We start from the raw sequence: 11,270 nt of genomic DNA, 5'->3' as shown, positions 1-11,270 counted from the left end.
ACAAAACTTGACGTAATTGGGAGGACGCCATGAACGAGCGGAGATTAACCATGATGCGGATCATCGACTCCCGAAAGAAGTTTACTGCCCGCGAGCTGGCAGAACGCTTTAACGTTTCGGTTTGGACCATCCAGCGCGACCTGTATTACCTGCAGCAATGAACCCATTAAATGAAAAAGCGGCGGTCGAAGACCAAAAAATAAAGTCGTAGACTTACCGCTAAACTAACGATTTTATCATTGGAATGTGCAATATTATTTGTTCGCATAAAAATGATAAATAAATTGTAAAACGCCTGAGGAGAACGTTCTGGTATTAACCATTTTTAAATTCAACCTCTGTTTTATATCCACAAACAGCGGTTTCCCTGCTCCCAAAACAACAGAATGAACAGATAATCTAAATTCATCAACAAGTCCTAAATTGATAAAAGTTGTAATAAGACTTGCTCCACCATATAGCCAGATGTCTTTACCAGGCTTATTCTTTAATTCATTTACTTCTTCAAGAATACGATCATTTATGAATATTGCTTTATTATCAGTCCCTATTTGCGTCCTGGAAAACACATATTTCTCTTTACTATGAACCAGTTCCCAAAATTCTTTTTCAGAATCCGTATGTTCAATTTCCGGAGTAAATTGTCCCCATAAATCATAGCTTTTTCTTCCATATAAAATGGTATCAATTTGATTTAAAAAATTATTAAACTCCAGCTCAGAGTCCATAATGCACCAATCGACTTCACCATTTTTCCCTTCAATAAAACCATCTAAAGTAACCGCTAAATCTAAAATTATTCTTCGTTTCATGATTTGTTACTCCTTTCGTTAATCTATCACCCATTATAGACCTCAAATACGTCACCTTATGTCATATTAATAAAAGAGAGGATATCTATTTAACAATGCTATCCGTCAGAGCGATTCAGCCGGATGGAAGCCGTTCCTTCCGAAAACAGCGGAATGCCCTCACCGAGAATTTTAGGGATAACCGTCATTTCGATTCGGTCCGCAGTCCTTTTTCAAGGAAAGCCATAGCCAATTGTCCCCCTTCCCACCTGCCATACGTCCCCGTTTGCTTCAGCACTGATCTTCGGGATCAGTGAATCCAAATCCTCGGCTGTATACGTCACATCGTGTGATGGAGTCTGCCCAAATCGGGTTACTAACAAGGCTTCCCTTTGTACGAGAAATCGTCCGTTTGTTTGAACACCTCATCATACGTAAGCCTGCCCATGATCAGCGCGCCGATGTTATCGTAAAACTTCTCATACCCGTTGTCCCCGCCATCGCCTTCGACATCAAACAGCCAGTCCACCGACCCGTCTGAACGGGCAATGTAACCATCCAGACTCACCACAATAAAAATACCACTTTCTAGTTTTCCATTTCTTGATCGCTCCCTTCTATCCTGTATGTTACAATAGAATTACGACAAAACTTGACGTAATTGGGAGGACGCCATGAACGAGCGGAGATTAACCATGATGCGGATCATCGACTCCCGAAAGAAGTTTACTGCCCGCGAGCTGGCAGAACGCTTTAACGTTTCGGTTTGGACCATCCAGCGCGACCTGTATTACCTGCAGCAATGAACCCATTAAATGAAAAAGCGGCGGTCGAAGACCAAAAAATAAAGTCGTAGACTTACCGCTAAACTAACGATTTTATCATTGGAATGTGCAATATTATTTGTTCGCATAAAAATGATAAATAAATTGTAAAACGCCTGAGGAGAACGTTCTGGTATTAACCATTTTTAAATTCAACCTCTGTTTTATATCCACAAACAGCGGTTTCCCTGCTCCCAAAACAACAGAATGAACAGATAATCTAAATTCATCAACAAGTCCTAAATTGATAAAAGTTGTAATAAGACTTGCTCCACCATATAGCCCGATGTCTTTACCAGGCTTATTCTTTATTTTATTTACTTCTTCGAGAATACGATCATTTGTGAATACTGCTTTATTATCAGTCCCCTTTTGCGTTGTTATCGAATACTGCCCGTTACTTCAATGAAAAAAGCAGCTAATCAATTGATCGGCTGCCTCTATATCATGATTCAACTCCTTCGGTACGATGCATTTTTCTCACGAATGCTCGCTCATTTGCATTTTACCATATACTGCACGATCTCCACGCAACCCCTGGGGGTTCTCACTCCCATGTCTCAACGGGTCTATGCCCTTTCATTCCAAGAAATTTCATTACCTCTTTAATATAACGTTCAGGCTCTTCGATACTTGGAGCATGACCAGAATGCATAAATTCAATGAAGGTCGCATCAGATATCAGGGAAGCGGTCTCTTTTCCTCTATCTGGAGGATTCAAACCGTCATATTTTCCACTAATGACTAATGTGAGTGCGGTAATTTTATTCAAATTATCTCGGAAATCAAATCCTTCTAGTGCTTTGTTTGATGCTTCTTGCTCTTGAGGCAATGTCAGCATTGCCTGTTGATCATTAAAATCGCTAAAAGCTTTCTGAACAGTTGTGTAATTATGAAAGATATACTTGAAGGCACGGTTGAATTTTTCTTCAAAAGAGAGTCCCTCTAGTTCTTCAGCATGACGGGCGAAAAGCTCTTGCATGGAAGATGTTTTGCCATGGCTTTTCGGGACAACGAGAATCAGCTTCTTTATTCGATCGGGGGCGGCAATCGCCACACCTTGCGCGATATAACTCCCCATGGAGATTCCCATAAGATCTACAGTTTCATCCCCGAGATGATCCAACAGGTTAATCACATCTTGTACATGCTCTTCCATCGTATAATGGGGGGGGCGGGCTGACTTTCCATGTCCGCGCGAATCTAGTGCAATAATACGAAAATGTTCTTTCAGCCTGTTGATTTCATGCTTCATCATCTTGCTGCTACCATGAAGACCATGAAGTAGAACTAAAGGAGAACCTTCTCCTTCTTCATAATAATAAAGTTGTGCACCGTTTGAATTAAAAGTCGGCATTTTTATCACCCCGTTGAATTATAGAAGTATATTCTTTTCGTAAATAATCGCTACTTTATTAATCTTAAAACATCCGTTCTTGGTAGTAAATATTTCCATTTTTATAACGCTAACCTGCCCGTTAGCTTAACAACGATGGCATCTTTTCAACTTGCCAGCATTATATCGGGAATGTAACAAAGACCTTGTCATCAGTGGGGGTCGGCTGACAATGAAAGACGGCTTTATCTCCTATAGTCAGTGTTTATGCAACGCTACTGAATACATATAAACTTTCACTTAGTTCCCAAATTGACATAACATTTGTTTTAGAGCTTGTTCAAGAACTTTTTCAGTATCTACTTGTGCATCTGGTGAGCGCCAACCGACAAAACCATCTGGACGAATCAATACAGCTCCTTGTTCCTTTATCCCATATGAATGTAACCAGTCTCCTTCGACTTCTTTCATGTCACCGGTAGAACCTATTGCATAGCAATCGACTGGAACACCTAAACTTGGCTTATTTTTTGTGCTGCTGTCAACCATGCTTCACCGCTAGTGCTAGTCAGTAAGACAAAATGTTTCCCGAACAAATCAAGAGTTGATTTGTGTTCACCTTGGTGTTCCAACCAGAGGTGAGGAGCACGTGTACCAGGACGTCCATCCATGACTAAGTGTTCCATTGGAAAATGTTGTTCATCATAGATGATTGCATCTGAGCGGTAGTGATATGCCAAGCTTACAAGTGTACCATCTGCAGGTATAGGTAAATCAGCAGTTTCAGATGTATCGTTGCTGGAAGAGTGAATGACTTTTACTGCTCCGGTATCGGCGAGCAAGCCAGCTTGTTCAGCAGTAAACTGAGCCACTGGGCGACGTTCTTGCTCATAGCTTTCTAAAAGCTTAGGATCAGCTTTCCCTTGTAAGACAGCTGCTAACTTCCACGCTAAGTTATGAGCATCTTGAATCCCTGTACTTCCACCATAGCCACCTGTAGGAGGCATAACATGAGCAGCATCACCAGCGAGAAAGATTCTCCCTTGCAGATATTGGTTAGCTACACGGACCGCAGCTTCCCAAGGCAGGATGCTGAGTATATTGATGTTTACTTCAGGTAGACCAACAGCGTGACGAACAAGCTCCAAGCAACGTTCTGGTGTGAAATCTTTTACCGTCTCTCCTTTTTCTGGATAGAAGGGAACATGATAAGTAAATCGATTCGCATTTCCAACGGTCATTAGCGAGCCATTTTGTGTTTATTTTTAATATTGCAAATACTAAAACTGCGTTCGTGTAACAGATCACTTAAATCTGCTTCAAATAGTATATTGATCTGATGACTCAGCGATCCACGTCCAGACATAGTAATATCTAAAGCTTGACGGATTCGGCTATTAGCGCCATCGGTAGCAATTAAATATTGTGCGTAAATGGTTTCCATAGATTCTGTGGTACGATCCATAACTGTAGCAGTAACCCCGGTATTATCTTGCTCAAAAGAGACGAGCTCTGTATTAAAACGAATGTGTCCATCCCTATTAAGGGCAGCGGCCAACATCACAGGTTCTAATGTATCTTGGGTACATTTTCCGCCATAGGTTGGGCTTAGCGAAAAATTTTCTGTTTTCATCATGCTGAGCATGTATTTGGTTTGTTTAACTGCTTGCTCAAAATCTGCTTGGGCTAAGGTCTCTGCATCTAGTAGGCCAAAATTTTTACTCATAGCAGCCCCTGCCTGTTTAATCTCCGCTTCTATCCCTACTTGTCGCATTAATTCCATAGCTCGAACTCCAAGACCACGTGCTCGAGGGTGAATAGATGTCCCGGAACGTCGTTCAACTAATATATAAGGAACCTGATGTTGATTGAGAAAAAGTGCCATGGAAAGCCCTACTAGTCCGCCTCCTACAATTAAAATAGGTGTTTTTGTTACGTTCGTCATATTTTATCGTCCTCTCTATTGTTTATATCCGAATAATAGCAATTCATTGTAAACGCAATATAAACAAAATGTTCTTGTCCTCAATCGGCAAACGATATATGTTCTTGTCATTGGTATTTGACAAGAACATATATCGTTAAAACAAAAAAAGCCGTAACTACGCGACTTTTATGCATATATGTTCTTGTCACCCGACAATTGTCGGATGTGTCTAGCGACATAAATGTTCCTACATTAATGACATAATTATACCTACATTACTACTACATGTTATACATCAAAAAAAATAACCCATAAATCCGCGCTTCACGGCTTTTTATGTGTTAATGAAGGTTATTATTAAATCAACTATGTTATCATTTTGAGGCAAAACCGGTTCAATCTCATCATATTTCGATGACCGGTTCGTGATTTTATTTTCAATTAATAGCATTTGTCACTTTCATTATAATACACATACAAACATTAAGCTGCATTCCGTTTGTATGCGCGCATCGCAAATAGATATGCGACGATCATTATCCCTAAGCACCACGCTAAAGCGACCCAGATATCATTGCCTACCGGTTGACTTGACAATAGTGCGCGGATGGCCTCTACGATTGACGTCACCGGCTGGTTCTCGGCAAAGACGCGAACGGCTTTTGGCATTGACTCGGTCGGTACAAACGCCGAGCTGATAAACGGCAGGAAGATTAAAGGATAGGAAAAGGCGCTTGCTCCCTCCACCGTTTTTGCGGACAGTCCGGCAATAGCAGCGATCCAAGTCAAAGCCAACGTAAACAGCACAAGTATACCGGCTACGGCAAGCCAAGACAGAACCCCTGCAGACGAGCGAAAGCCCATAATGAGCGCTACGAGTATGATGACGACAACAGAAATGACGTTTGATACCACCGAGGTCAGCACGTGCCCCCACAGCACGGTGGAACGCGCAATCGGCATGGAGTGGAAACGCTCAATGATGCCCCGCTGCTTATCCAAGAACAGGCGGTAAGCCACGTAAGCCACCCCGCTGGCAATTGCCATAAGCAGTATACCAGGCAACAGGTAGTTCACATAGTTATCCGTACCGGTTTGGATTGCGCCGCCGAACACATAGACGAACAGCAGCATCATTGCAATCGGAGTGATGCAGACCGTGAAGATGGTGTCCATACTGCGGAAAATATGGCGCATGGAACGTCCGAGCATCACACTCATATCGCTGAAAAAATGGTTTTTTGCTGTCTCCATTTACATGGCCTCCTTTTTACCGATGATTACGAGGAATATTTCTTCCAATGTCGGCTGTTTTTCAACATACTCCACCTTTGCGGATGGAAACAGCTTTTTCAATTCCGTGAGCGTGCCGCTGGCGATGATCCTGCCCTCATGTAGAATGGCAATTTGGTCGGCAAGCTGCTCGGCTTCCTCTAAATACTGCGTGGTCAGGAAAACTGTCGTGCCGCCGCCCGCAAGCTCCTTTACAATTTTCCAAACCTCGATACGTGCCTCGGGATCAAGCCCAGTGGTTGGCTCATCGAGGAAAATGATCTGTGGTTTTCCCACAAGGCTCAAGGCGATGTCGAGCCTACGGCGCATACCACCTGAATAAGTAGATGGCTTACGATCGGCTGCGTCAGTTAAGCCGAAACGTTTCAGCAAATCGTCCGCAACTTGACGCGGATGATCCAGATGCCGCAGTTTGGCAATCATGATCAGATTTTCCCGCCCGGTCAAAATCTCGTCAACCGCGGCAAATTGCCCGGTCAAACTAATCGACTGCCGCACATGGTCCGGCTTTGACGCGACGTCAAATCCGTTTACGGTGGCGGTGCCTCCGTCCTGTTTGAGTAGCGTGGTGAGGATTCTAACAATCGTCGTCTTGCCCGCGCCGTTGGAGCCAAGTAGAGCGATTATCTCACCTCGCTTCACTTCAAAATCGACGCCCTTTAGGACTTCTGTGTCCTTGAAAGACTTTCGCAGGCCTTTCACTGAAATTGATTTTTCCATCCCGCTATCCCCCTTTTACTTTTTTTTATCCGTAACCTTTTTCATTGCCTTGTTAACTTCTTGGTTAACAGATTCTTGATAGATGTCAGCGTAAGTTTTGGAATCTTTAATTAGATCGTCGCAGAAAGCTGCAACGTCACTGCCCGTCACATCGAGCACGCCTTTCCCCAAGGTCGCGCCCTCTTCAAAAAGATCGACAATCCCCGATAGCAAACCCGTACCTTCGGTTAGTTCAACAGGGCCAACCTTAAAGAGATATTTTTGAATCTCTTTATAAACAATCTGATAATCCCGCGGGAGCGCTTTGACACGTGCCACGTGCGCTCGCCACTCTTTTTTTCCTTCGATGATATCTCTTATACTCATTTTATCCTCCTCCTATTTACCTAGTTTTTTAGCGATATTATTGTTGAGTTGTTCGCGCCACTTGTCGCGATAAGACTTTGCCCCTTCTTCGCCGGCCAGCGCTGAACAGAAGCCTTTGATATCGTCCCCCAAAACCTCTTGAACACTTTGACCGTCCGCCGCTGTTTCTTCAAGCAGGCCCAGCACACCATCAAAAATTGGCATAAGGTTGCGACCGGTGAAATCTGAGTGTGACCAAAGATTGGCATTAATTTTTTCCCATGCCGCTTGATAATCAGGCGGTAGCTTTTTGACTCGCGATTCAAAAGATTTGAATTCTTTAGTCATGTCGCTGCCGGTGATTTTTTCCCAAAAGTTCATTGTTTTTTCTCCTTTAACTCGTTAATTTTTGATGATACGAACCCCCATTTTTCCCAGAACCTCCGAAGTTCCTCGCGCCCCGCGTCATTGATCGCGAAAAACTTTCGCGGCGGTCCCATTTCGGAGGGCTTCTTGGTGATCTCCACCAATTTGTTTTTTTCAAGCCGGATCAGGATGGTGTACACCGTTCCCTCCACAACATCTGTGAAGCCAAGGGAGTTCAGCGTCCGCGTGATTTCGTAGCCGTAGGTTTCTTTGCGGCTTATTATTTCTAGGACACAGCCCTCAAGCACGCCTTTGAGCATTTCCGTTAAGTTCTCCAACACAATCACCCTTTACTATTCTGTATGACTGGTATGCAGTATTACTTACTACCACTATAAAGTAACACGCAGTAGCTGGATAGTCAATAGTGTTATTGCTGATACGGATTTTATTTTTTCAACTATCCTGTCCGTTAGCGCAACGACGACAGCCGATCATTCTGGCCGGCTGTCGTCGTGTCATCACTGAGCTATAGTGCGTTAGTTGAAAGGGAAATTGCAATACGCTGCGAAATGTGCTGAGTGAATTCACTGAATGTCCATAACATTGACAGACAATAGCTTGCCGTCCACCTTAGATTCCTTATAAGTAATTGGGATCATTCCGTCCGGGAACGGTACTTCGATTCGGTAAACACCGATCGTTTCATCACTTTTTTCTAATAGTTCTGTGCCTTCATATGCCCCCTGAATGCCGGCCTTTGTCAATAGCTCCAGGGTCTTCTGCAAGCCGGTACCTTGATAACGGCCTTGCAAGTTGTTCGTCCACGTCACTTCATCCCAGTTGAGAACTTTCACGTTTACGCCAGCCCGACGCATCGTCTCCAGCAGATGGACGACCATGTGTCCGTCCCCTTCCTGCATGGCACAAGCAAGCGCTAGGTAGGCTCGGTTCATCGTCGCTATGTTATTCGTTTTGTTCTTCGCGGCCAGCAATTCGAACAGATTCTCCGCACTCTGATCTGTCGTGAACCAATAAGCGTGGAAATCCATTGGATTGACCTGGCTTGTTCCCGGGATCAAATACCTCCCGTCATCTGAAACACGGAATACATGCGAGACATCAAAGCGCGTTGGGTATTGCATAACAGAAATATGAAGACCGTCTCCACTAACCATCATTTGAACGGACAATGGTTCACGCGGCCGCTCCTCTCCCGGCAAAATTGAAGAAGAGCCGCTCAGGCTGGAATAGTAAAAGCTGCCATCGTTAGCAGTCTCCCGGACAAGTCGATACATGACCCGGCTTGTGTGCATGATCGGCTGTACGTCAATTTGGGTTGAATTTCCATGTGAAGTACGAATTTCCTCATTCATCTGCCACGTGATGTCGGCTATCCCACGCAGTTCCCTTGGCTTCCGCCCGTCGGACAAGTCTGGAAGCCTTATCGCAAGATGGTAATCACTTGTCTGCCACTCGTACGCTGTATACATTTGATCGGACGCATAGAATACGTCAGAGAAATTTGTATTGTAGGAGATACCGTCGAGCTGCTTTTTACTACCGAACTCAAACGCACTTAAGTGCCCGCCGGAACCTGTAAAAGCACCCACGAAGACGAGTACCGGTACGAGCAGCATCGTGATGGCGTTTACCATTTTGTGAGAGTGAACCTCGCCGAGAGGCGGATCCGGAGACGTTTCGCCGTCCATTGTCAGCTTCGCTGCCAGCCGTCTCATAAGCTCGCCGATCAGTAAGGTTCCAATGCATGCATAAGTGAGCAGCGGTACCGCATATCCCCATGGAGGTGTCAAAAACCGAAATAGGCTGACGACGAGCGTGCACAGGAGGGCCAACAGTGCAAGCGGCAGCAATGTGCCGAAATAGCGCCGAAACAAGCGTGGCCCCTTCGCCAATGCATTAAGAAAAGTGATATTTTGGAGGACGATCAGATATGGCGTAAGTGAGTAGAATAGTAACGCAATCATTACTATGAATCCAAACGGGACAAAGACTACGGCGAGGAATAAAATCAACACACTTATCACGGTTTGAAAAATAGACCATATTATCATATCGCCGAAATACCTGCGCCCACACGCGAATAGAGGGACTATTTTACGATTCAGAATCCATCCTTTCAGACCGCCGAGGTACATGCCCCGGACATAACTTTGAAGTACCATAACACCCACAGATACAAGGAATGCTGTGATTCCCCAGGTCTGTTCCCCAGCTTGAAGGTACGTGTATGGAATTTTTAGATCCATAAGCGACGGCATGTATAATGGGATTGTTATGTTGATACCTGCTGACTGAACAGCAGTACCGGTTGTTGTTAACAATGACTGAGTATAAGGAAATACCGAAAATCCAAAATAAATACCAAGTCCGACTACAGCCGAAATAAGCACTTCGAACGTCATTATCAAAACTATCAAACGTGTGTAGGCCATCGTTACCTCCGTACATGATCAATTTCCTCTATGTCTCCTCAAGAATCATTATCCCAATATTTGACTCAATTGGATAGTGAAAGTTGCACAATCCTGCCCGTTAGCGCAACAAGACTGCCAATCGAACTGGCAGCCTTGTCATAAACTATCTTTTCCCGTTAGTTCAATCCCGAGGGAGAAATGCCACGATGCGTGAATATGGTGTTTATCTGATGCACCACACTTCTTAGAGGTATCCTTCACAAATCATATAATTTGAATATAAGAATCGAATTCACTTTCTGGGTCTTCACCCTTAAATCTTTCATCATAGACTTCAAAACATACAATGTCATGTTGTTCATAATTATTTGATGCTAGCCAACTAATAAGAGTATGAAATGTTTCACCAATCTTACTTAAAGGACCTTTATGAGTCATTCCAATATACTGACCAGCTGGTATTACATAAGAAAACATACCTTCTGGAATTTCTATCATTTGATCAACTTCTATCCCAGCTAAATACCCATGTTCATTTCTCTTAATAACTCCAAGAGTTTCAGGAGTATTCTTACGACCATGTATTTCTTGAATTCTGGAAAATAAAATAGGCCAAACATCTCCAGGGCTTATAGGATTTCCTATGTTTCCAACTCCAATTACTTTCTTCTCTTGAAATTCATAAACCTCAGGTTTCATGTAATACCTCCATCTTTTTTGGTTTTTATAAGTTTTCGTGGTGTTTCAGCTAACGTTTCGCATTCCTGACGTCCAAGCGGCTTAAGGCAATAAAGTTGCCGGGTCGTCAGACTTAGCCGGTTGGATGTGTCGCCTGATTTACTTCTCCGAAAATCCTCTCGGTGACCGAGGAGCTTTAGCGACGACGCAGGAATGTAATGTTAGCTGATGTCAACGACCTCTTCGAGTAACCTAGCACAAGTTCTTTATAGTTTATTTTAACTTTAGTTTATATATAATCTCGCCATCTTGGTTCTCTTTATCTTGATTGACAAAACCTAATTTCTCGTAAAGCTTTCTAGCATGATTATTACTTTTTTCGATTGTTAGAGAGATTACTTCGCATTGTCTGTTCATCTCCTGAATGAATTCTAATATTCTTTTAAGAGATTGTGTTCCTAATCCCATCCCTTGATATTCCTTGTCTATTTGAAAGCCACCGATCCAGTAATTATTAGTACTATTAGGTGTATAGGAAAGATAGAAAAATCC

The 11,270-nt window shown here is 43.4% G+C and carries 14 protein-coding genes and 3 pseudogenes; 2 read left to right on the top strand and 15 right to left on the bottom strand.

Annotation, left to right across the window (positions count from 1 at the left end; translation table 11 throughout):
- Positions 1-29 precede the first annotated feature (29 nt).
- A pseudogene (locus E0485_RS23765) lies at positions 30-158 on the top strand (HTH domain-containing protein); the annotation flags it as partial.
- Positions 159-254: 96 nt separating this feature from the next.
- Here E0485_RS23765 and E0485_RS23760 read toward each other — a convergent pair.
- Positions 255-812 carry a dihydrofolate reductase family protein gene (locus E0485_RS23760; RefSeq protein ID WP_132420536.1) on the bottom strand — a complete coding sequence of 186 codons (558 nt, stop codon included), beginning with the start codon at positions 810-812 and terminating at the stop codon, positions 255-257.
- Between the two features lie 355 nt (positions 813-1,167).
- Positions 1,168-1,362: a dihydrofolate reductase family protein gene (locus E0485_RS23755; protein ID WP_132420535.1), complete on the bottom strand. Its 195-nt coding sequence runs from the start codon at positions 1,360-1,362 to the stop codon at positions 1,168-1,170.
- Between the two features lie 103 nt (positions 1,363-1,465).
- Between E0485_RS23755 and E0485_RS23750 the strand changes: the two are divergent.
- A pseudogene (locus E0485_RS23750) lies at positions 1,466-1,594 on the top strand (HTH domain-containing protein); the annotation flags it as partial.
- Between the two features lie 96 nt (positions 1,595-1,690).
- On the opposite strand, the pseudogene E0485_RS23745 reads toward E0485_RS23750, so the two are convergent.
- The 13 genes and pseudogenes from E0485_RS23745 to E0485_RS23690 form a co-directional block, all read right to left on the bottom strand.
- Positions 1,691-1,993: pseudogene (locus E0485_RS23745) on the bottom strand (dihydrofolate reductase family protein); the annotation flags it as partial.
- A 169-nt stretch (positions 1,994-2,162) separates the two neighbouring features.
- Positions 2,163-2,972 carry an alpha/beta fold hydrolase gene (locus E0485_RS23740; protein ID WP_132420534.1) on the bottom strand — a complete coding sequence of 270 codons (810 nt, stop codon included), beginning with the start codon at positions 2,970-2,972 and terminating at the stop codon, positions 2,163-2,165.
- A gap of 279 nt (positions 2,973-3,251) precedes the next feature.
- Positions 3,252-3,422 carry an aromatic-ring hydroxylase C-terminal domain-containing protein gene (locus E0485_RS25260; RefSeq protein ID WP_165921277.1) on the bottom strand — a complete coding sequence of 57 codons (171 nt, stop codon included), beginning with the start codon at positions 3,420-3,422 and terminating at the stop codon, positions 3,252-3,254.
- 41 nt (positions 3,423-3,463) lie between these two features.
- Positions 3,464-4,192 carry an FAD-dependent monooxygenase gene (locus E0485_RS25760; RefSeq protein ID WP_132420533.1) on the bottom strand — a complete coding sequence of 243 codons (729 nt, stop codon included), beginning with the start codon at positions 4,190-4,192 and terminating at the stop codon, positions 3,464-3,466.
- Positions 4,192-4,896 (bottom strand): FAD-dependent monooxygenase, encoded by a 705-nt coding sequence (locus tag E0485_RS25755; protein ID WP_132420532.1) that lies wholly within the window; start codon positions 4,894-4,896, stop codon positions 4,192-4,194. The genes E0485_RS25760 and E0485_RS25755 overlap by 1 nt, the downstream gene beginning before the upstream one ends.
- Before the next feature lie 465 nt (positions 4,897-5,361).
- Entirely contained in the window at positions 5,362-6,132 is a 771-nt protein-coding gene (locus tag E0485_RS23725) for an ABC transporter permease (RefSeq protein WP_132420531.1), read from the bottom strand.
- Positions 6,133-6,891 (bottom strand): ABC transporter ATP-binding protein, encoded by a 759-nt coding sequence (locus E0485_RS23720; protein WP_132420530.1) that lies wholly within the window; start codon positions 6,889-6,891, stop codon positions 6,133-6,135.
- A 15-nt stretch (positions 6,892-6,906) separates the two neighbouring features.
- Positions 6,907-7,257, bottom strand: a complete 351-nt coding sequence (locus E0485_RS23715) for a DUF1048 domain-containing protein (RefSeq protein WP_132420529.1) — start codon at positions 7,255-7,257, stop codon at positions 6,907-6,909.
- A gap of 12 nt (positions 7,258-7,269) precedes the next feature.
- Positions 7,270-7,617 (bottom strand): DUF1048 domain-containing protein, encoded by a 348-nt coding sequence (locus E0485_RS23710; RefSeq protein WP_132420528.1) that lies wholly within the window; start codon positions 7,615-7,617, stop codon positions 7,270-7,272.
- Positions 7,614-7,922: a PadR family transcriptional regulator gene (locus tag E0485_RS23705; protein ID WP_132420537.1), complete on the bottom strand. Its 309-nt coding sequence runs from the start codon at positions 7,920-7,922 to the stop codon at positions 7,614-7,616. Before E0485_RS23705 ends, E0485_RS23710 begins: the two co-directional genes overlap by 4 nt.
- A 267-nt stretch (positions 7,923-8,189) precedes the next feature.
- Positions 8,190-10,058, bottom strand: coding sequence for a hypothetical protein (locus E0485_RS23700; RefSeq protein ID WP_132420527.1), 1,869 nt, complete (start codon positions 10,056-10,058; stop codon positions 8,190-8,192).
- A gap of 246 nt (positions 10,059-10,304) precedes the next feature.
- Positions 10,305-10,739 carry a GyrI-like domain-containing protein gene (locus E0485_RS23695; protein WP_132420526.1) on the bottom strand — a complete coding sequence of 145 codons (435 nt, stop codon included), beginning with the start codon at positions 10,737-10,739 and terminating at the stop codon, positions 10,305-10,307.
- A 252-nt stretch (positions 10,740-10,991) separates the two neighbouring features.
- Positions 10,992-11,270 (bottom strand): GNAT family N-acetyltransferase (locus E0485_RS23690; RefSeq protein ID WP_132420525.1); only part of this gene is annotated, 279 nt, incomplete at its 5' end.

The sequence above is a fragment of the Paenibacillus albiflavus genome, assembly GCF_004344915.1.
Taxonomy (GTDB): Bacteria; Bacillota; Bacilli; order Paenibacillales; family NBRC-103111; genus Paenibacillus_AM; species Paenibacillus_AM albiflavus.
Note: the sequence above shows the minus strand (reverse complement) of the source record. Positions and strands in the feature narration are given on the sequence as shown.

Excerpts from the sequence above, each read along its gene's own strand:
- E0485_RS23760 (WP_132420536.1), bottom strand. The coding sequence starts at position 812 with ATGAAACGAAGAATAATTTTAGATTTAGCGGTTACTTTAGATGGTTTT.
- E0485_RS23740 (WP_132420534.1), bottom strand. The coding sequence starts at position 2,972 with ATGCCGACTTTTAATTCAAACGGTGCACAACTTTATTATTATGAAGAA.
- E0485_RS25260 (WP_165921277.1), bottom strand. The coding sequence starts at position 3,422 with ATGAAAGAAGTCGAAGGAGACTGGTTACATTCATATGGGATAAAGGAA.
- E0485_RS25760 (WP_132420533.1), bottom strand. The coding sequence starts at position 4,192 with ATGACCGTTGGAAATGCGAATCGATTTACTTATCATGTTCCCTTCTAT.
- E0485_RS25755 (WP_132420532.1), bottom strand. The coding sequence starts at position 4,896 with ATGACGAACGTAACAAAAACACCTATTTTAATTGTAGGAGGCGGACTA.
- E0485_RS23725 (WP_132420531.1), bottom strand. The coding sequence starts at position 6,132 with ATGGAGACAGCAAAAAACCATTTTTTCAGCGATATGAGTGTGATGCTC.
- E0485_RS23720 (WP_132420530.1), bottom strand. The coding sequence starts at position 6,891 with ATGGAAAAATCAATTTCAGTGAAAGGCCTGCGAAAGTCTTTCAAGGAC.
- E0485_RS23715 (WP_132420529.1), bottom strand. The coding sequence starts at position 7,257 with ATGAGTATAAGAGATATCATCGAAGGAAAAAAAGAGTGGCGAGCGCAC.
- E0485_RS23710 (WP_132420528.1), bottom strand. The coding sequence starts at position 7,617 with ATGAACTTTTGGGAAAAAATCACCGGCAGCGACATGACTAAAGAATTC.
- E0485_RS23705 (WP_132420537.1), bottom strand. The coding sequence starts at position 7,922 with ATGCTCAAAGGCGTGCTTGAGGGCTGTGTCCTAGAAATAATAAGCCGC.
- E0485_RS23700 (WP_132420527.1), bottom strand. The coding sequence starts at position 10,058 with ATGGCCTACACACGTTTGATAGTTTTGATAATGACGTTCGAAGTGCTT.
- E0485_RS23695 (WP_132420526.1), bottom strand. The coding sequence starts at position 10,739 with ATGAAACCTGAGGTTTATGAATTTCAAGAGAAGAAAGTAATTGGAGTT.